We start from the raw sequence: 20,850 nt of genomic DNA on the forward strand, positions 1-20,850 counted from the left end.
CTCTTCACCTCAGAAGTCAAAATCATCATTCATCTTCATCCCTTTGCTCTGCGCCTCTACCACAAGCACGTTCAGGGGAGTATCCCCCTCATATACCGCAAGACTGTATGTGCCGGCGTGCGTAAGATCGGGAAGCTGCACCACGAAATGCTGGGCATCCTGCATTTGCCCCGCATAAAATTTACCTTGCCAAACAATCCCCAATGCGTTGATCGGCGCATCGGCAAAAAGAGCGAGGCGAAGCCCGGTCTTACGATCCACAAACACATTTTCATCCGCAAGGCTCACATGAACCGTCTGCCCATCGGCACGCTCCAATGTGATGAGCGGCACAAGCACCTCTTCCAACGATGCGCCGCCGTGTACCTCCACACTCGCCTTACGGCTGCCCTTGAACCTGCCGTAGTCGGCAAGCACGAGGTAGTCGCCCTCCTCCGTTGCAAAAGGCAAATCATGTGCATAGTTCGAAAACATACGGCAGCACCGCCCCGAATGCTCCCCCCTCGTATCCGTCTCGTACTTCTCCTCCTTCTCTCTGCGCACCGCCAGACGAGAGGCTCCGTGATCGCTCACAATGACAAACCTGCGGCACTTTCCTGCCGCAAGCTGCGTCGCAGCATCACGCATCATCTCTTCGATTACATCTATTTCCTTCGCAAGGTGAATCGGATGTTTCTCCAGCGTATAGTTGTAGCGGCTCTCCTCGCCATGTTTCAGATCATCCAGTCGCTTGCTTGCCGCTTTACTGCCCTGCCATTGCGCGTAAAACGCCCGATTCACCGAGGTAATCGTCGGGAGCATCGCACGCCCCACCTGCACCCGTATCTTCAATCCGAGCTGTTTGCTAAACGCCCCAATCAGGGCGAGATACTCCACGCCGAGCGCATCCAGCCAAAAGAGATGCGTCCCCTCCTGCGGAACACCATCCAACAGCGACTCACGCGCAGGGAGCTCATTATAAATCCGCGCCGCAGCAAGCGCATCTACTTTAGATAGGAACATCTCTTCGAGACAGTTGCTGAGCTTCTGCCGCTTGTAGGCAATGAAATACTCCGTCAGTTCCGCTGCCCGTGCACAATCCTTGAACACATAGTCAGAGGCATAAGCATAGAGCGAGGGATAGACCGTTTGCAAAATCCCACAATTTTTCCAGTCATCATAGCCATCATCTGCATCATGCGAAAGTGCCGCGATCATATCCTCGCGCTCCACCTCCGTCAGATCCGTCAAACGGTAGATGCGCTCTGCACGAATTCTGCGATTTTTCCGCACAAACTCCGCCATTTCTGCCTCAGAGCAATTGCGCAGGAGACGTTTCCGCTCCTGATACAGCTTCTGAAACTCTGGATTTTGAAGCGACATATTTGAGATGGCATGAATAACCGCCGTACGAAGTCCTGCGGCACTTTCCGCCTGCTGTGCGGCAAAGAAAAGATAGGGATACTTCTTCGCCATGTCGTCCCCTGCCAGCCGCAGGGCAATAAAATACAACCATCTATCAAAGTCAGAGGCATTGGTTCGCTCATGAAAAAGCTGTGCCAAATCTCCGTCCAGTCCGTAGTGCGCGAACACGGCAGACATCTTCCACTGTTCCTTGGAGAGTTCCTGCAAGAGCCGCTGCCATTCCGCCTCCGTCCCGCAAGAGCACAGGAGGGCAAATTCCTCACAAAAATGCGAAATCACCCCAAACGCATCCCTCACATGATGAACACGAAGGAGCGCATGGGGAAAGCTCTGCCGACTATGGACAATGTGGACACCGCCGCGTCCCTGCTCCAATACCGCCAGCAAAGACCGTGCACCGTGTATTCCCGCCTCCACAGGAATCTCCGGCGGCAATACGCTCAGGGAGACATCCATCCCCAGCACAGAGTCCTCCGCCGCATCTTCGGCACTGCGCCGCAGTGCCAAGCGACGCTCACCGTTTGCGATACGGGGATCCTCGGACAGCTCCGACGCATAACGGAAAAATCCGCGCAGCAGAAGTAGAGCGGCACCATCCCCACAGGGCATCGACTTGAGACGGGAAAAGAGACGGCGCGCCGCCTCCTCCCCACACAGGGCGAGATATTCCGCCAAGCCGATGAGGAGGATCTTCTCACCGCTCTGCGCCTTCGTTTTGATGGTCGTAACAATGTCATCGGGAAGCGGCAGCCGATCCTCCTCAGAGGAAAGCGAACTCAGCGTAAGCAAATGAAGCCCCAGACCTTGCAGCCTGTGGCGCAGCTGCGCATAGACCGAGTCCCCCGCAAAGAGGAAGAACGGCGTTCGCTCCCTGTCCTGCAAATATCGCTCGACAGCTGTCAAATCCGGCACCATTGCATTTCACTCCCATTTACGAGTTTTCCAGAATCTCCATCCCGACCGTCATATTATCTGCCACAAGGCGCTTCAAATATGCCTTGAGCGTTGCATCGTCCATACTGTCGATCTTCGAGAGCACCTTGGAGGAGCCGCCTGCATCGTAGCTCGCCTTTGCAAGCTGCTTCAGTTTTTCCTCAACGCGCAGGTGACCTCTCCAGTCGTACGGAGAGATACCGAGTGCAGTCAGTTTTTCACGTACTACCGGCAAATCAGTCAAGAGTCCCGCATACTTCCCGATGACATTTTTGCGGAACGCTGCATCTCTCTGTGCCCCATCCGAAAGCACCGTGATAAAAGCCGCCTTCTCCAAAAAGGCAATCGCCGCCTTCAGTTCCTCGTCCTTGCCGTCGCGATGGTCAATATAGGAGAATACACGCTGCGCCGCATCGTATTCATCCGCCCCCACACAGGCAAGGACAGGTGTTTGGTACTGCTCCGACCATTTGCGCGGACTGAGCGAGCCCGTTTTCTCCTTCCAGAGTTCGCGCAGCTGTTCCTTGAGCTGACTGCGCCGATACTCCTCCGCACAGGAACGTACCGCCTCATTGCAGTGGGTTTTCGTTTTGAGGAAAAGCCCCTGCTCCACCTTGCTCCGTATTGTTTTCCGCTCTGCCTCAGAAAGCCCATCCAGATAGGGAGCATACGCCTTGGCAAAGAACACATCCTCCTCACCGAGCACCTGCTCCATCTCGGCACCATACTGTTCCATCAACGAAACAAAGTCACGCACATGCTCGGGCAGGACATCACCGCCCTTCGCCAACAGTTGGAGAATATGCCTCGTCTTCGCAAACGCTTCGGACTGCTCCGCCAAAAATTCTGCCGAGATACGCAGGAAGCTCAGGCGTTCCTTCCACGCCGCACGTGCCGCAGTCCACTCCTGAAGCTGTACATTGAGCACCCGATTCGTCGCACGAACCGCGCGATACTCCATGCAGAGCTCCCGCAGGAGCTCCTCCCCTGTCTCCTTGCTCCAAAGACAGGCGTACTTCTGTGAAAACTTGTGTCGTATATCTTGGAGCAGCTGACCGCGCCGCCCAAGTTCATCCGCAAGATGCAGGAGTTCACCATCGGCAAAGGATTTCAGGAAGAGGTTCATCCCCTCCTCCAGCCGTTCCACACAGAGCAGTGCTTTCAGCTCATCCGCCAACGAGGGATGTTCTTGCGGAGAGCTTCCAAGCGCCATCATGATGCCGTGAGCCTCGCGTCCCTCCTTCTGCTGCAGAAGGGAATACAGCTCAACAACAGCGAACAAATTCTCCTCTGCCAAATCATCGAGGCACCAAAGCGGCAGCTGCCACTCCTTCATGCGATTTTGGATGCCAATGGAGACTCGCGCCACAGACGTACAGCTTGCCTCCGATAGGCCCCACGCCTTTTGCGTTATCTCATAAAAGGCGCGCTCCTCTGCCGTCATCTCCACGATAAAGGTATCCTGCGGTGTCTTTCCCTTTGCCAGATCGCCAATACAGTCCCCCAGCATCTCTTTTAGCTTCTCGGCAGTCATTGCCCCCGAGCTGCCCGCCGCATCGCCGTAGCGATAGGGATCGCCTGCGTATGGACGCAGCAGGAAACCGAGCAGGAACGCCGTGAGATTGCACGGAGGCATCCCATACTCCGACAGGAGCACATCGCATAGCTCGGCAACGCCGATCTGACCCGCCTGAGAGAATTGGGCAGCGATGCGAGCTTCCAGATCCCTCTTGATCATAGAGATGGGAAGACTCTTCGTCTCCGCTCTCTGCCAATAGTCGGGGAGCGTCCACACCTCGGACAAGACGCGATTGTCCGCATCCTTGATCGTACCTGACACTACACCATTGAGGCCGGCGAGTGCCGATGGCTTTAGCGCATTTGTCTTATAATACCCTTCCGTGGTTGTCTTCTCAACATCAAAGGCGTTTGGAAATTGACGCAGCACAATCGCTTTAAGAACGCCGGACACCTCACTTGCCTGCGTCAGAGAGATTCCGTCCGGCTGCTGTGCCGTATAGACGATAAAGCGGCCGCTGTAGATACGGTTCTTCCAGCTCTGCTCCAGTACAGCGTTTGCATGTCTTGCCTGCTGATCGGCTGCCGTCCGATTATTCCCCTGATAGTATTCCGCCATTGCGGAGTATTCCACATATTTCTCGAAATCGTCTGCTCCAAGCGGCGTGCTCAGTGCATCGATAAAAATGATATGCCCATACTTCGGATCACGCGCTGCGTCCTTGATCTTGGAGCGGAAAGCAGCCGCCTCCATATCGTCCTTGGCGAAGGCAAGGACGGCTTGAAAACGCCACGCCTCCACTGGCTTCTCCAGCCCATTGATAATACGGGTAAAGTTATCGGCCGTCACCGTCTGGATACTGCCGAGACTGCTCAGGAAGCGTGGCTTCAACCCCTCGGGGTGGAGTGTCAGAATCTTGCCCAGATTCCCCGTCTCCACCAGCTTATCCGTCTTCGTCTTGCGCAGCCCCTCCTTGTACTGCTCGATCTTCCCCTGATCGCCGCTGAGCAGTGCCAAATCATACGTCGGCCCTCCCTTTTGACGAGGCGTTTGGATCAAAATCCCCTGCGTCTTGAGAGACTGTGCGATCGCGGCAACACGAGAGCCCAGATCATCATCCCCCTCAAACACATAGGAGAGATTCTGATCCGTCGCGTGCAGGAGTTCGATGCTGCCGCCCAACTGCTTATCCACTGCGAGCAGGATCAAAATCGCCTTGAGCACCGTCTGCTGTTCCTCACGCAAATCCTTCTGCTGCTCATAGGTGTCCAGAATCATGCGGATATGGGTTGCAAGATCTGCCTTTCCACGCACATAGAAGAAATCCCAGAGCTGATCCACCGTCAGCAGAGGATGCTCGTCATACGGACCCGTATGATCGATGAAATATTGGAATGCCTTGACCTGCTCATCCCCAACCGACTTGATAAAATCAAACATACTACGCTGGTTCGACTGGAACGAGGATGCAATATGTTTGAGAACCAGAGCCGTCATCGGATGCAGAGGCATGATATTTCGGATCACATCCTCAGACGTGATGCCCGCGACATCCATCACGCGACGACGGGACTCATGAAGACGACCATTGAGATCGCCCTCCACCTCCGCCCAATCCTGCGCCGCGACAGCTTTCGGCTTGAATGCCGCACCGATGAGATCAAACGCGATATTGTCCGGCAGTGTAATCCCGACATCGATGAAGCGGTCGCGAACCTTCTTCCACGTCTCATCCGCCTGCGTAAAAAGATGATCCGTCTCATGGGTCACAGGAACGAAGAAAAAATGCTTTGCATTCACGAGCTCCGCCAGTTTTTGAAAATCTGCCAGACTCTCACGATTTATGCGGAAATAGTCCGAGAATTCATCCCAGATAAAGACGAGTTTGATATTGTTCTGCTCAATGACATCCGTCAGCCACGCAATCAGACGATCAATATCGAGCTGCATCATGGTAAAGCCCTCGGCGTTAGAGAGTCGCGTAATACGCTCCATGAGGTCACGCACCTCACCGCCCTCGCGCAGACGTGTGACAATATCCTCGACCATCATCCCGCCGAACGATGCCGTCCATTGCGGCTGCTGTAGCACGCTGTCAACGAAGATCTTGCGCGCCTCAGTCGCCTCCAGCCATGCGATGACACTCTCCTTGAGCGTATGTTCTCCCTCGTAAAGGCCACGCGCATGAAGTTCTGCCTGCACACTCTCCTGCACGGCAATGAGCAGATCTTGCGTCGAGTGCGGAGTTCCCGCGTAGCGGTACACCGTCACAATGCCATTGCCTACCTGCTTGTGTCCAAGCAGCTTGCCCAGTAAATCAGTCTCATGTGCGAGTGCCTTATAGTCTTCCCAGTAGGCGCGCAGTTCCGACTCGGGTACATCGAGAATCTTCTTGAGCGTATAGGCGCACTGCGACTTGCCCGTGCCGTATGCGCCCGAGATCCACACCGAGCGTTTCTCCTGCCGCGCCATCACACGCTCCATCTTTTTCAGCAGTTCCAGAAACTTCTCATGCGGATAGGTTTTCAGCCACAGATTCTCCGAGTCCCGAATCGAGGAGTCCGTTATCTGAGGAAAATAGTTCTCGTCAAAGTCAAAATATGTGCGATACATTCCCTGTGCCATTTCCTCAGACCTCCTCGGTGCGGAAGAGTTCCAATACATCTGCGGAGCTCTTATCCTCTGCCAGCGTGATCTTCTCCAAATCATGCGTAAAGGACACGTCAATGAAATCCGGATACTTCGCCGAAAGCCCCCGCAGCATTGGCTCCGCCTCCTCGCGCGTCACACCGAAGATCCGCGTCGGACTGATGCCGTCACGCTCAATTGTATCATTGAGCAGCGTCGAGAGCGTGAACGCTTTATAGTCGCCGCATTTCTCCGCGAACTTAAACAGCCCGTAGAGGAACACACGCGCATCCGAAAGCACACATTTCGTTCGGCAAAGACTCCCATCCTCCGACACATAGCCAAAGTTTAGTACAGTGCCGAGAGGTGTATTAACAATACGCTTAAATGATTTCACAATCGACTTTGCGTCTTTAGGCTTTACTTCAAACACAAGAAGCATATTCTCGACATCGGCTCTAGCATACAGTCGATTTAGGTCAAGATTCTTTATATACCAAGCTATTTGAGGATTGTCAGCCGCCAGATTGAGTAAGATAAGCCCTTCTGCTTCTGCCGAATCCCACCCAAGACCGGCAATCAGCTCAGCAAATGGAGTAAAATGATTTTTTTCATTTAAGCCAGCATCGCGTAGAAATCGACGGAACATATCATACATATTGGGACCCAATGTATGCTCCGTAAAAAAAGCTTCTTTCAGCTCAAAAAACGATTTCATCCATTCGGGTTTTGGTGCATGATCGGCAAACGAGTTCAAACTCTTCATAGCTTTTCCCCCTCCTTGTGGATGTCTTAACGAATGAAACATCAAGCATCCACTGTCAATGTCATGACACGCATGACATTGAATACATCCATCGATTTTTACTTTTCCTTCATTGAAACTGATACAGCCATGCGGACAATTCGTTTCACATACACGACATGAACTACAGTAAGAAGCCTTCCGAAATACCTGTCGAAACAACTTGCTGAGTTCGGCTCTGTCTTTTAAGGTTCTCTCAGAGATTTTTACATCGTAGCCATCCGCTGTTTGTTTTACAACAAAACGAATTGTCTCACGTTTATATGCTAAATAGCACACCTCTCCTTCTACACGCAGTTCCCCAATCGTCTTCATCCATTCTTGCCAGTCCGAATCAGGTCTTCTCACCACAATACGAACAGTATTCTTCTCCACTGTTTCAACACAGCGAAAGGGGTTATCCAACAAATCCCTGCCATTTTTTCGAGCATTCCACCCACCATTCACAAGATAGGATTCTGCTTGTTTTTTTGCTCCTCCATGTGTGTTCTTAATAATATCTGTGTATTGTCGCACTTCATCCGGATAGCTTGTTTGACGGAAGAACCCGCTCACGCCACCTGACATAGGGCAGAACAAGCATCCGGCTCTGGCATTCCCTTTTTTATACGTTTCATTGATCAGAAGTTTGTGTGTATAGATATACAGCCAGATTTCGGCAGAAGTCCATTTCAAAATAGAATTATGACTGAACTGTCCTCTTTGTTTTTTTCCATAATTTTCATATTGATAACTACTTCGCCTGACACTTTCCTCGGCACGGACACCAACGAAGTCCATCCCGACATAGTCTTTTTTTCCTAGCACTTCACGAATTTTCAAAGTTTGTGGTGTGCTCTTATGAACCGAGCAGCACCAGCGAAGTGTACGCGATGGGGGACCAAAGAGATTCCATGACTCGGCGGGGGTAAAATGCGAGGCAGCCCGATAGAACGGTATCTCCTCGGCTTTGCACTCCGCCTCTACCTGATCGACGAGCGCGTAGGTGTCCGGGAACTCCATCCCCGTATCGCCGAACACAACAACAAAGCTGCCCTGCGGCAGTGCCTTTTTCACGAGATCGAGCAGGACACAGCTGTCCTTCCCTCCCGAGAACGCAACATGAAAACAATCCAGCTTTGCTCGATACTTCTCATAAACCGCGACGATCTTCTTCACCGTGGTCTGCTCAATCAACTCCAGCATCTCGCGATTCTTCGCGACCATACGAGGAATATCTACACAGATGAGCTCCACGCCTTTCGGAAGAAGTAGGTCGCCGTTCTCATCCGCCATCAGCTCAATCTGTGGTGCGGTATAGACATCGCCGCCCTTGAGCTTTGCAACCATCTGCCCACGGTAGTAGTAGCAATTCGCCTCTGCCCAGAGATAGGGCAACTCATTCTGATGTACGTACTTCCAATACGCATCAAATCCCAAAACATCCAACTCAGCAGCATATACAGGACGAGGCTCCTTGGACATCTTCGTCGGTGAGGAGTTTAACAGCAGCCCCCCCGTCTCGTCATCATACGTATAGGAATAAATTTCAACCCCTCACCTTCGCTAGTGCTATTACGACGTTTAGTTGTCTGTCAATCGGCATTTTACCAACATAACCAAAATCACAAAGAAACTGTCCAACTGTTTCGCGTTCCAAGTCTATATTTGCATGAAGTACGGCATCTGCCAACAAATCATCGTAAGTTCTAAGTGATGCAGTTTTCCGAATAACGGCTCCCACATTACCATTATTAAATTGCGGTGCTTCAAATCGAAATTGCCGACTAAACCTTCTGCAATAGCTCTCAAGTAAGTACCGATTCCACTGCTTTCCACATGCAGGAAAATGTGCAAAGGACACAAAATCTTTTAAGACAAGATATTCTCCAACAACGATTTCTGAAAGCACTTCATCCGTTCTTGCTACATCAAAAGCCACGTAAGAATCCGATACAAAATTCTCCGCATCAACTCGAACCATTATTTCCAATGCTGCACGCAAGGCTGTCACACTATTTTTTGTAAGTTTTTTCGCATAATCATTCATCTCCGACAACGTACAGACATCTCGCTCGCGACAGAACGCACGCATTCGGTCAATCGCCGACATTTTCCGCCCCTCCGCCGCTGATGAATGCCCTTTTTGCGTTACGGTGACACCCTTTTTATCGTAATGATCCGCCAGACAGATCGCATAAATCGCATCATAAATCGCGGAGCAACTCTCCGTCTCGAGTTCATAGTTCTCGGCGAGAACATCATCGACGGGCAGTTCCTTGATGCTCCAGTACGGCTGCTGCTCCGAAAGCTCTTGAGCCTTTTCGCGCAGCCGAACCTTCACCTCATCACGGATTGCAACACGCGAAACATGCGTATACGTCTCGTTCGACACCCGCAGGAAATCACCGCCATCCCGCAATGTTTGTTTGATTTTATCATAGGGGATATAGAGTCGATCTGCCAGTTCCTCATACGTCCATAGGGTCTTATCACCCCAGATCGCTATTATATCGTCTGTGATTACATCAAAAAGAGTACCATCCCGCTTTCCAAAGTACATTTTTTCATAATGCAGGTCGGGGAATAATTGCCGCAAGACAGCGTTCAAGATGGATTCGCTAAATATATGCGCATCGCTCAGCTTCTTTTGATGGCGTGCGAAAAACGCCTCATAGAAGATGACCTGCGACTTTCCGAGATAAGTCGTAACAATAAATTGCAGCCAGTCCAGGACATCGCGAGGAATCAGAAATGCCATTTGCCCGTCCTGTATGGTGAACGCAGCAATCTGTGCACGCACAGCATGATCCGATGCCAGCAGCTCCTCGCCACCATGATCTTCCCGCCATCGCTCACGCAGCTGCCGCATTGCAATCGGCGAATTGAGCCGATAGCCATTGGGAAAATGACGACGAAGGAGCTGCAGCAGCGCATCTCGCAAGAAATCATTCCCCGCAAAAATGCCCATGCCTTTATTCACCTTCCTAATCTATAATAAATGTATTTTACCACAATCAGTCATTCTTGTAATCCACATTTTCCTGAATACGCTCCTTAGATTTCGTCTGACAGCTAATCGGCCCCATCAAATATATCAAACGCCTGCAAGGTTCTTTGTATCTCCGCAAGTTCGTTCCAATCTATTGTACTTAGTATTTTCCGGTGTTTTTGATAAATATGTGTCGGCGCAGCAATAGCAAGATATACCGCCAATGGAGCTTTTACTTGATCTTCCCTGACTGATAAATATGGCATATTCTCTTTTTCTTTATGTTTTACCAGACATTGAACAAACTTTCGCGACACTCTCGCAAGACACGCTCCTTTTGCGGTTTTCTCCAAGCCTGACAAAAGAGCGGTCTCCAAAGCGCCTTCACCTTCCAACGGTATGCCCAAAAAGAGAGTTTCTACATCGATAAGACGCCCGCCCATTGCCGTGGGTTGACGACCTTTACACCATGCACCATCTTGAAAGTTTGGCAAATTATACTTTTGTAGAATCTGATTAAGTTCTTGCAACAGAGCATTCTTTTCTGCCTCACTGTCATGATCGGCAATGACAGCGATATGTGTGTACCGATTCTGCAGATTAGTATTGACATAATTGACACGCAAAACTTCTTCCAACTTCGTACAAAATTTTGTACATCCTTGAACCACACGAATTGTAAGAAGTATTTGGTCTTTTTCATAATAGCAGTCTTCTATGTACTCATTGCGAATCTCGCCGTCGCCTTTATGTAGAAAGCCAAATCGCTTGCAAAAATAACGATCTAAGACAACTCGATCCGATTCACCTTCGCAAAGTATGATGACATTCATATTCTCAGCTCCAATCCACGCTCACGTGCCCACAGAGCCTCCTCCCCGTCCATGACACGATGCGTAACGCCCTGGCCATCATGACGCAGTGTAACAATACGAATCTGTTCTTGTAAGCACTGCTTTCCCCGTTTCTGAGCCGCCTGCAGGAGCGCATCCATATACTCCAAATTGTGCGTCGTCATAAAGAGCTGATTGTTATATTTCTCTGCATAGTGAAGGAGATTACGGCTCAACTGCTCCTGCGCCTCTGAGTGGAATCCGCTGTCAACTTCCTCTAGGCAGTGAATGGCGCGCGGAAACGATAACATCCCACCTAAAATGTCATACCAGCGTCGAACACCATCCCCCATCCCATAGAGAGGGATTCGCCCACCGTCTTTCATGAAAAGTGAAATAGATGCCTCAGAGCCATCAGGGAATGGTATATTCTCTATTTTTTGTATCGACAACCCTTCAAATGATCGATTCATTTCCATTGCAAACGCATCGATTTCATTCTCTCTGCTTAACTGAGAATAAATCCTTTTATTTTCTTTTTCATTTCGATACGTAAGCATATCGGTAAATCGGGCTAAAAACAACGGTTTTTTACTTTTCATTTCACCGGGAATATGTGGAAATAAAATTTGATATAAACTTTCTTGTTCATTGACTGCTATTTTCCAGCTTCCAATCAACTGCGGGTCAATCTGTATACTGATACTGTCATTCGTTTGCATTTGTATGCGGGGAACGTGTATGTCATCTGGTGCAATATCTATCGTATGCCCCTCATCCGGCGAATGATAAAAAAAATCTGAGAATATCTCCCCCGGAACAAGTGTATGATGTATATTTATGACACTGTCATCTGTCTTAATCTTAAAAGAGAACTCATACGTATCCCGCTCCGTTTTTCTTGTAAAGGAATTAAACACTGCATCAGCCATTCGATAAGGTGTCATGGACTGCCCTGAATACTGCACAGAACGGCTCATGATCCCCTTGGAAAACAGCGGTCTAAAGTGATCCCCACATGCCCCCCCATAAACAGCCTCTAGCAGTGTTGTCTTGCCGGCGTTGTTCATCCCGACAAAAAGATTGACCTGTGCGAGATTTTCAATTTGTATATGCTCAAATTTTTTGAAGTCATTGATCTCTATTGTTCGAATCATATCGCAATCCTCCCTATTATTCTTTTGCAAATTCATTATACCCCACGTTTCGGCATATGGAAAGCACAAAACCAACCGCTATGACGATTCTCTTTCCGAAAAATGAAGAACTCCCTGATAAAGCCACATCGTCATATGAGACAATTCGCCCGATTGTAGCCTCCTGTAAGAAATGTTACAATAAAGCGAATAAAACAGCGACACAGAGGAGCGAGGCTATGCAGGTACAGGTAAACGTAAAGCGAATCGGAAAGCGCAGGAACGCGATTGAAACGCGCCCCTATGAAATTGGGGAGGTGCGTGATGTCGGCGGGCTGATTGCGGCGTTCGTCACGGCGGAGGTCACACGGTTCAACGAACGGGCGGCGGCGGGAGAGACGGTGCTCCGCTATCTGACGAGCGAGGATGTCGCGGATGCCGCCACGGTCGGAAAGATCGGGTTCGGCGCGGACTACAACGGGCAGGTGCAGGACACGGCGGCGGCGATCGAGAACGCACGTCAGTCGTTCGAGGACGGCATCTACCGCATCTTCATCAACGGAGAGGAGGCGGGCGAGACCTGCGACACGCCCGTCACGCTGCACGAAAACGATGAGATCACCTTTGTCCGCCTGACAATGCTTGCGGGACGTATGTGGTAAAAATCGCTGATAAATGGAGGAATACGATGATCAGTTACTATCTGCGCGACGAGGAAATGACACGCTATATCGAGCGGCTGAAGGCAGGGTTTGATGCGCTGAACCCACAGAGCCAAAAGCTGCTCAATTTCCTTTTTTTCCGTACGGACGAAAAGGGCAATCCCGACTACGACTGGGACATCGCCGTGACAAACTTCCGCCGCAACAAGAAGGATGTGGTCTGCACGGTCGATGATGACGTGCTGCCGCCCGCGCTGTATCCCGCCTTTGATCTGATGATGGGTGAGGATCTGCGCAGGGATCTCGTCGCTATGGCGCACAACCTCGCCGCCTATCCCTATACGAACCGCTACTACCGTCGTCTCGTCCGCTCGCATGACTATCACCAGCATGTCGGTCGCATTTGGAATCTGGTCGAGCAGCTTGTGCGCGAGTACGCCTCAGGAAAGAACTTCCTGCAGCTCCTGCGCAGGGAGTACGATGTGGAGAGGTACGGCAGCAGCTTCCTCCCGCCCGAGCAGATCGCCGTATGGATCGACCGTGGGGACGCGGAGACCATCGCCATCATCCGCGATATGCTCCTCAGTGAGAACAATACGAACGTGCTCACCTACGACATTTTCCGCGCCATCTTCAAGTCACAGAGTACCGAACTCGTGGAACTCGTCGGCAAACTCCTGCTCGCGGGGAAGCTACAGGAGGGACTGCGGCAGGCGATCTGTGAGACGATGGACTGCGGGCGGCAGGAGCACTTCGTCTCCATGATGGGGCTGATCGAGGAGCACAACCTCATCCGCTTCTCGTCCGTGCGCCGCGCCATCGCGACGACCATCGGCATCGGCACGGACAGCGAGCGCGTGGACAAGAAGCTCCTCGCGCTCATGATGCGCGTGCTGCGCGACCCTGCGGAGGCGGACACGCTCCTTCGCAGTGAGGACAATGTCGAGGCGATGGTCGGGCTGTGGAGCAAGGGCGTACACGACCTCACAGAACTCATCACCGGCATGGAGGCGATCATCGCGGAGGGACGGCCGCACTCCGTCCTGCTCGTTTCGTACTTCCTGCACGCCCTACAGGACGGCGCATACGAGCGGCGCATTGCAAAGCGCGTTCTCCTCGGCATCACGGACGCGGAACTCAGTGCGGCGGATATGCAGAAAATCGCCTGCTATCTGTCCTATGTGACGGGCGATTTCTACATCCTGCGGGAACTCGACGACTTCGTCAAAAAGTTCGACGCACAGGCATATTTCGCGGACGCAGAGGAGGCCACGCGTTTCTTCGACCTCTGTGAACGCGCCCACGCACGCATGAAGCGCAAGGAGGAGGAATACCGTCCGTGCATTTTCCCGTGGTACGGGGTGACGCTGACAAAGGAAGCGCTGTCCAATGCGATGGTGCTCGCCGCCCTCTGTGCCGGCACTGCGCTGACGGATCGCGTCGCGCCCATCCTCCCCGCCTGCTACACGGGACAGCGGGCTGCGCCGCTCCTGCTCAAAGCGCCGATGAGCGCCGTGCAGGAGAAGGCGCTCATCGACCTCCTGCGCCAAGCCCCCGAGACGGCGGCAGAGATCATCCGCAAAAATCCCACAGCGGCAGCGGCGGAGGAGGCAGGCACCGGCTTCGTCCCGCGCCACCGTACAGAGATCGCCGCCCTGCTGCGGCTGAAAAATACAGCGACGCGCCGCACGGTGCTCGACCTCCTCTACACGCAGGAGGACGAATTGCTCCGCACAAGCATCGCAGACCTCCTCGCGCAGAAGGACGTGATGAAGCGTCTCGGCGCACTTGACCTCCTCCTACGCTGCAAGGCGGACGGGCGCCTCACACAGGAGGATCTGCTCTCCCTCGCGCACGGGATCAAGTCGCCTACCTCGGATGAACAGGTGCTGATCGACGAGCTGTCGAGCAGCGCGGGGGCGGACGCACAGGAGCAGGAGCTGTATGACGCGTCCTATACGCCGGATTTCAACATCGAAATCACGGATGCGGCAAATACGGACGGTGTGACGGGCGGCTACGATGCGGCGACGAAAAACGTCCGCGTCGTCAACACGCTCACGCTCAAAGACATATTTCCGCGCACGGACGAGGAACTGCTTGCCATCGTCACGAAGCTGAACACGCTCTATGCGAAACACGAGGACTACGAGTACAAGAGCCGCTGGATCGGCAGAGAGGAGACGACGCTTGCGGCGGGCTTTTACGAACGGGCAGACGCAGAGCACGCGAAGGACGCGCCCGAGCATATCGGGCGCTATCCGCTCGCCGAAGTCTGGGAGGAGTTTTACGCGCAGGAAATCGTGGACTTCCCCACGCTCTATCAGCTCGCCATCGCGCTCCGTATGCCAAAGGCGGAGGACGCATTCTTTACCGAGGGTCTGACGCGCATTACGGAGCGGGACTGGACGGCGTTCCCCGCCGCCCTCGCCGCGCAGAAGCTGAGTTACTTCGGCGAGGGGTACGTCGGACGGCAGACGGGGAAAAACGTCATCCGCGTGCTCTATGAAACGCACGCCGAGGAGAACCGCTCGTTTGTCTTTGCGGCAGGGCTGCTTCTGATGAGCCGCGCCTATGAATGCTTTGACGAAAAACTCTTTCTCGTGGAGTACAAGAATCAGTGGCGCACAGGGAACACGCGCCAGATCATGCACCATACTGCGCTCATGCAGACCGCCCTGCACGGTGCGCGGCTCTATCAGGGGGCGGCGGAATTCGCACAGTCTTACGCCCTGCGGTACCGCATGATGGAGCGGCTCGAAGCACAGCTTCTGCGCACGGAGCAGGAGCCGGAATCCGGCATGGTCGGCATCATCGAGCACGCGCAGGCACATCTCCTCGGCATGGTGGAGAAGGACGCATTCTACAAGATGCTCCTCGGCACGCAGGCGGACGGGATGAGTGAGGACGCGGCACGCAAACAAAAAGCAGTGGAAACGAATCGCGTGCAGGTACTCGAACGCTATCGCAGCGGCAAACTGCCAAACCCAAGTGATCCCGAATTTAGAGGAGCACAGACGGAGGACGTGCTCGCCTTTGTCAAGGAGGAGGGGCAGCGGGTCATCGACTGCATCGTCACGGCAGAACTGCGGCGCGGCGACACGCCCGCACGCCACTCCGCCGCCGTGCGCAGCATTCTCCGCGTCGAGGGCATCCCGACGCTCGTGCGCATCCTACAGGCGCTCGGTGCGCTGAAACTCGACCGCGGCAGTTGGTACTACGGATCGAACGAGGCAAAGGCATCGACCCTCAGCCACCTACTGAAAGTCTCCCACCCGCGTGCGGGCGAGACGGCGGCAGACCTAAAGGCGGCTCTCTCGGGAACAGGCATCACGGAGCAGCGTCTCGTCGAAGTTGCAATGTACGCGCCGCAGTGGATCCCGCTCATCGAGGCGCACCTCGGCTGGCGCGGCATGGCGAGCGGCTGCTACTACTTCCAAGCGCACATGAGCGACATCCCGAAGGATCGCGAGAGCATGATCGCCAAATACACGCCCATCCCCATCGAGGATCTGAAGGAGGGCGCATTCGATATTGACTGGTTCCGCACGGCGTACAAGGAGCTGGGCAAGGCGCATTTCGACCTCCTCTACGAGAGCGCGAAATACATCTCCGACGGCGCGAAGCACGCGCGGGCGCGCAAATTCGCCGATGCCGTACGCGGCGTGATGAAGCTCGCGGACGTGGAGAAGGAAATCGCGGCAAAGCGCAACAAAGATCTCGTCCTGTGCTGCGGGCTGATCCCGCTGAAACGCGCACGGGAGAAGGACATGCTCGCACGCTACGCATTCCTGCAAAACTTCCTCAAGGAGAGCCGCCAGTTCGGTGCACAACGGCGCGCGAGCGAGGGCAAGGCGGTCGAGATCGCCCTCTCGAACCTCGCGCGTGCCTGCGGTTTTGACGATGTGACACGCCTCGTATGGACGGCGGAGACAGAGCTCATCAAGGCGCACGCCGCCCATTTCACCCCGAAGGAGGTCGATGGTGTCGAGCTGTGGCTCTCCGTCGCAGAGGACGGCGCCGTCTCCCTCTCCTGCACCAAGGGCGGAAAACCGCTGAAATCCATCCCCGCCAAGCTGAAAAAGAACGCCTACGTGCTCGAACTGAAGGAAGCGGAGAAGAACCTGCGGGAGCAGTACCGCCGTGCGCGGAAGATGCTCGAAGAGATGATGGAGGACGGCACGCCGCTCCTCGCCCGCGAGATCGCAAACGTCATGGAGTACAACCCCGTCATCGCGCCGCTCCTAAAGCCACTCGTCTTTTGCGCGGGGAATGCGCTCGGCTTCTACGCGGACGGCGCACTCGTCGCACCCGACGGCACGCGCACCGAGGTCGCGGGCGACACGAAGCTGAAAATCGCCCACGCGCTCGATCTCTATGAGAGCGGCACATGGGCGGCGTATCAGAAGTATCTCTTTGAAAAGGGCATCCGTCAGCCGTTCAAGCAGGTGTTCCGCGAACTGTATGTCAAGACGGCGGACGAACACGGCAAGGAAACGAGCCGTCGCTACGCGGGACACCAGATCCAGCCCGCCAAAACCGTCGCGCTGCTCAAGACGCGCCGCTGGGTCGTCGATGGCGAGGAGGGCTTGCAGCGCGTCTACTACAAGGCGAACATCATCGCACGCATCTACGCGCTCGCCGACTGGTTCTCGCCCGCCGACATCGAGGCACCCACGCTCGAATGGGTGGACTTCTTCGACCGCAAGACGTTCAAGAAATTGCCCATTGACGATGTACCCGACCTCGTCTTTACCGAGGTCATGCGTGACGTCGATCTCGTCGTCTCCGTCGCGCACGTCGGCGGTGTCGATCCCGAGGCAAGCCACTCGACCGTCGAGATGCGCCGCGCCATCGTGCAGTACAGTCTCCCGCTCTTTAAGCTCGACAACGTACGGCTCGAAGGCTCGCACGCACACATCCACGGAACGCTCGGCGACTACACCGTCCACCTCGGCAGCGGCGTCGTGCAGCAGAAGGCGGGCGCGATGATAAACGTGCTGCCCGTCCACAGCCAGCACCGTGGGCGGCTCTTCCTGCCGTTCCTCGACGAGGATCCGAAAACGGCGGAGATCGTGTCCAAAATCGTCCTTTTCGCGGAGGACGGAAAAATCAAAGACCCGTTCATCTTGGAGCAGATCAAACGCTGACTCCTATCGTCTGACGGTCGGGCGTTGTATGAAGTTTTTAGCTTCGTGCAACAGCCCCGCCGCGAGACGAATCAGCTGCACAAAAAAACCGCAGAAAACTCAATCGGTCATTCCACCGACTCAGCTTTCTGCGGTTTTCGTTTGCAGTTCTATGCAGTTGTTCAGATGTATCCCCTCCTGTGAGAAGATCTACGCCGACGCCGCCTCGGCATCGGTCGCGGGGCGATGTCCCCCCAGCTCGACAACATATGCGTCGCCGAACATCTCGCGCGTTGCGTCCACGCGGATATCCTCTTCCAACGCACGTAGCGAACGCGTCAATCCCTCGATGTCGAGCTTGTACGCCTCACTGTCCATGCGGTGCAGCTGCCGGATCTGCTCCCGATAGGCAAGCCGCTGCGCACGCATCCCCTCGAAGAGATCGTCATCCTTCGCGGGATAGACCGCCGACGCCTGCACCATCGCATGAATCGGAATCCGTTTCGCCGGATCGTCCAGCACTGATGCGAGTGATATGACTGCCATTACAGCCACCTCATTTCCTTATGAGTATTCTTGGTCGTATCGCTCCTTTGTACGACCTGCTCAGACACTTCCATTGTCCATATTTATTATAAAAAAAATCTCAGTCATTGAACATAGGGCTTTCTTCCCATTTTCACGCAATTCCTCCGATAAAATTCTCTATAAAATTTTCTTCCCGCTATTGAAATTCATTCTCTCATGTGGTATAGTATCCACAGGCTTTCAAGAGAAGCGGTATCCCGCGGAAGGGATACGGTTTCCGGAGCTCTCCTAAAATATAATACACAGCAAAAACAGCCCGCAACTGCTCATTGCGGGCTGTTTTTGTGCGCTCCGTATGCGCCCGTGCGGTACCTGCAAAGGTGCCGCGCGGATGCAGTACGCCGTTACTGTGCAGCGGATTTGCGCGGGAGCTTGCAGTCGCGCCCCTTGATGTGATCATAGAGCCAACGCGCGAGGAAGTCGAGAATCTTCAACAGGTATTCCTGCTGATTCTCATCGACGGCACTAAGATCGACCTCGGCGACCTTTTTCATGAAGCGCAGGTGCAGGGCGCGGTGACTGAACCGATGCGGATCCTTGACGCTCTCCCCATATGCCTCCTCATGCGCGAAATGCGTCCCCGCATAGGCGGCGAGCTCATTCAAGATGGCGACGATCTTGTCGTATTTATCGTCCGAGGTATCCCCCATCACGAGCTCATAGCATTCATTTGTCAGATCGAACAGTTTTTTGTGCTGCGCGTCCACAGACGCAATCCCCGTCAGATAGTCGTCGGTAAACTCGTATTTCATGACTGCCCATTCCCTCTTCCTCTGCCATTTCTTCCCTGTATTTTCCCGCAGCGGCGCAGTCCCCTATGTGCCGCCTATTTTTTCTTGGTCTTCTTTTCCTTTGCGGCGGTCTCCTTCTTCGGCTTCGCCGCCTTTTTCTTGGCGGCAGGAGACTCGTCCTCGGGCTCCGGCGCAGCTGGCTCCTCCGGTGCCGGGCTGTCAGCAGCCTCTGCCGGGGCATCTGCCACAGGTTCGGGGGCGGCAGGTGCGGAGGACTCCTCCGTCGCTGCGGCGGGAGGTTCCGCACCGCGCTCCGTCACAGGGGGTTCTGCCTGCTGTTCCTCCTGCGTCGCAGCAGACTCTTCCGCACGCGCCGCCGCAGACGCTCTCTGCGCAGCGATGTCCTCCTCCCGTGGAATGCGGCAGTCCATGCCCTTGATATGGCCATAGAGCCATTGCGCGAGGAAGTCGAGGAGCTTCAGCAGGTACTCCTGCTGGTTCTCGTCGATGTCGTCGAGGTTGATCCCGCTGAGTTTCTGGATGAAGCGCAGATGCTGATAGCGTTCGCTGAAGCGGCGTTCGTACTGAATGCGCTCCATATACTCTTCCTCGTGGGCAAAATGCGTCGCCGCATAGTTGCGCAACTCATCGAGGAGGGCAACGATCTTGTCAAAGCGATCCACCGCCGCATCGTCCATCACGAGTTCATAGCATTCATTGGCAATCTCAAAGAGCCGCGCGTGCTCCTTGTCGATCTCCCCGATGCCCGTCAAATAGTCTTTTGTGAATTCATATTTCATGTTCTGTTCTCCTTAATCCCAACCCTGAAGTTCCCAATACCGTTCCGCCGCATCGACAAAGGCATAGAATCCGTTCGCCCGCGCGGTGTCCGTCATGATGCGTGTGAGTTTCCACCGCCCGCTCTCCTGCCGCACCAGCTCCATCGTAACGGAGCCCTCGGGCAAAAGCCGGCCATTCTCCGCAGCGTCGCCGTGTATGCGGCAGAGAACTAACGCACGGTCTCCCGCGATGACGGCGGGCTCCATGTCCATCGTATAGTGCGCGGCAAACGCACGCATCTCATCCGAGATCCAACGTGCATTGCCGTCCTCCTTCGTCACGGGTACACGGTGCGCGTCGAAGTAGAAATCCAACGCCATCCGTGCCGCATCCATGTGCTCTGCACGGTGCTGTGCCATGTAGTCCCGCATAAAGGCAGAATCGTGACGAAAAAACCAATCGGATGGATGCCGCTCGTGGAGCACCTCGATATTGTCCGCGAGGAGCGCGGCCGTATCCGCATACATCGTTTCGAGCACGGCATCCTCGTCAACGTATGTGTCAAAGAGCTGCCGATCCTCGGTGCGGACGGCGTGCGCGATCTGCATGAGCGCCGCCTCTGGCGTACGGTCGCGCCAATCGGCATAGACCGTATATGCCCCACCCAAAAATACGAGCGTGAGGAGGAGGATCGCACGGCGGCGCAGTCGTTGTATTATAGCGTGTCCCAT

11 protein-coding genes and 1 pseudogene are annotated in these 20,850 nt (G+C 54.1%); 2 read left to right on the plus strand and 10 right to left on the minus strand.

The features are described from left to right. Positions 1 to 9 precede the first annotated feature (9 nt). The 6 genes from pglZ to QU667_RS10605 all read right to left on the minus strand — a co-directional run bounded on the left by pglZ (position 10) and on the right by QU667_RS10605 (position 12,250). Positions 10 to 2,319, minus strand: coding sequence for a BREX-4 system phosphatase PglZ (pglZ, locus tag QU667_RS10580; protein WP_304987135.1), 2,310 nt, complete (start codon positions 2,317 to 2,319; stop codon positions 10 to 12). 16 nt (positions 2,320 to 2,335) lie between these two features. After that, complete coding sequence (locus QU667_RS10585; protein WP_304987136.1) at positions 2,336 to 6,481, minus strand: hypothetical protein; 4,146 nt, start codon at positions 6,479 to 6,481, stop codon at positions 2,336 to 2,338. A gap of 4 nt (positions 6,482 to 6,485) precedes the next feature. Further along, a complete protein-coding gene (locus QU667_RS10590; RefSeq protein WP_304987137.1) occupies positions 6,486 to 8,753 on the minus strand; it encodes a phosphoadenosine phosphosulfate reductase domain-containing protein in 2,268 nt (755 codons plus the stop codon). Positions 8,754 to 8,817: 64 nt separating this feature from the next. Further along, entirely contained in the window at positions 8,818 to 10,239 is a 1,422-nt protein-coding gene (locus QU667_RS10595) for a hypothetical protein (RefSeq protein ID WP_304987138.1), read from the minus strand. A 104-nt stretch (positions 10,240 to 10,343) separates the two neighbouring features. Then, entirely contained in the window at positions 10,344 to 11,093 is a 750-nt protein-coding gene (locus QU667_RS10600; RefSeq protein ID WP_304987139.1) for a DUF3226 domain-containing protein, read from the minus strand. After that, the gene (locus QU667_RS10605) at positions 11,090 to 12,250 is read right to left on the minus strand and encodes an ATP-binding protein (protein WP_304987140.1); all 1,161 of its coding nucleotides are present in this window, start codon (positions 12,248 to 12,250) and stop codon (positions 11,090 to 11,092) included. The genes QU667_RS10600 and QU667_RS10605 overlap by 4 nt, the downstream gene beginning before the upstream one ends. A 218-nt stretch (positions 12,251 to 12,468) precedes the next feature. Between QU667_RS10605 and QU667_RS10610 the strand changes: the two genes are divergently transcribed. Next, on the plus strand, positions 12,469 to 12,891 hold the full coding sequence (locus QU667_RS10610) for a hypothetical protein (RefSeq protein WP_304987141.1): 423 nt from the start codon (positions 12,469 to 12,471) through the stop codon (positions 12,889 to 12,891). Positions 12,892 to 12,917: 26 nt separating this feature from the next. Beyond that, positions 12,918 to 18,041 (plus strand): DUF4132 domain-containing protein, encoded by a 5,124-nt coding sequence (locus QU667_RS10615; protein ID WP_304987142.1) that lies wholly within the window; start codon positions 12,918 to 12,920, stop codon positions 18,039 to 18,041. A gap of 189 nt (positions 18,042 to 18,230) precedes the next feature. Here the strand turns inward: QU667_RS10615 and QU667_RS10620 are convergent, their stop codons facing one another. The 4 genes and pseudogenes from QU667_RS10620 to QU667_RS10635 all read right to left on the minus strand — a co-directional run bounded on the left by QU667_RS10620 (position 18,231) and on the right by QU667_RS10635 (position 20,850). Next, positions 18,231 to 18,566 (minus strand): hypothetical protein, encoded by a 336-nt coding sequence (locus QU667_RS10620; protein ID WP_304987143.1) that lies wholly within the window; start codon positions 18,564 to 18,566, stop codon positions 18,231 to 18,233. Positions 18,567 to 18,952: 386 nt separating this feature from the next. Continuing rightward, positions 18,953 to 19,360, minus strand: a complete 408-nt coding sequence (locus QU667_RS10625) for a bacteriohemerythrin (protein ID WP_304987144.1) — start codon at positions 19,358 to 19,360, stop codon at positions 18,953 to 18,955. A gap of 383 nt (positions 19,361 to 19,743) precedes the next feature. Then, positions 19,744 to 20,139, minus strand: a pseudogene (locus tag QU667_RS10630) (bacteriohemerythrin); the annotation flags it as partial. Between the two features lie 12 nt (positions 20,140 to 20,151). Next, positions 20,152 to 20,850 carry a hypothetical protein gene (locus QU667_RS10635; RefSeq protein ID WP_304987145.1) on the minus strand — a complete coding sequence of 233 codons (699 nt, stop codon included), beginning with the start codon at positions 20,848 to 20,850 and terminating at the stop codon, positions 20,152 to 20,154.

The sequence above is a fragment of the Selenomonas dianae genome, assembly GCF_030644225.1.
GTDB lineage: Bacteria > Bacillota > Negativicutes > Selenomonadales > Selenomonadaceae > Centipeda > Centipeda dianae.

Coding starts and splice junctions, on each gene's coding strand:
- pglZ (WP_304987135.1), bottom strand. CDS start 2,319: ATGGTGCCGGATTTGACAGCTGTCGAGCGATATTTGCAGGACAGGGAG.
- QU667_RS10585 (WP_304987136.1), bottom strand. CDS start 6,481: ATGGCACAGGGAATGTATCGCACATATTTTGACTTTGACGAGAACTAT.
- QU667_RS10590 (WP_304987137.1), bottom strand. CDS start 8,753: ATGTCCAAGGAGCCTCGTCCTGTATATGCTGCTGAGTTGGATGTTTTG.
- QU667_RS10595 (WP_304987138.1), bottom strand. CDS start 10,239: ATGGGCATTTTTGCGGGGAATGATTTCTTGCGAGATGCGCTGCTGCAG.
- QU667_RS10600 (WP_304987139.1), bottom strand. CDS start 11,093: ATGAATGTCATCATACTTTGCGAAGGTGAATCGGATCGAGTTGTCTTA.
- QU667_RS10605 (WP_304987140.1), bottom strand. CDS start 12,250: ATGATTCGAACAATAGAGATCAATGACTTCAAAAAATTTGAGCATATA.
- QU667_RS10610 (WP_304987141.1), top strand. CDS start 12,469: ATGCAGGTACAGGTAAACGTAAAGCGAATCGGAAAGCGCAGGAACGCG.
- QU667_RS10615 (WP_304987142.1), top strand. CDS start 12,918: ATGATCAGTTACTATCTGCGCGACGAGGAAATGACACGCTATATCGAG.
- QU667_RS10620 (WP_304987143.1), bottom strand. CDS start 18,566: ATGGCAGTCATATCACTCGCATCAGTGCTGGACGATCCGGCGAAACGG.
- QU667_RS10625 (WP_304987144.1), bottom strand. CDS start 19,360: ATGAAATACGAGTTTACCGACGACTATCTGACGGGGATTGCGTCTGTG.
- QU667_RS10635 (WP_304987145.1), bottom strand. CDS start 20,850: ATGGGACACGCTATAATACAACGACTGCGCCGCCGTGCGATCCTCCTC.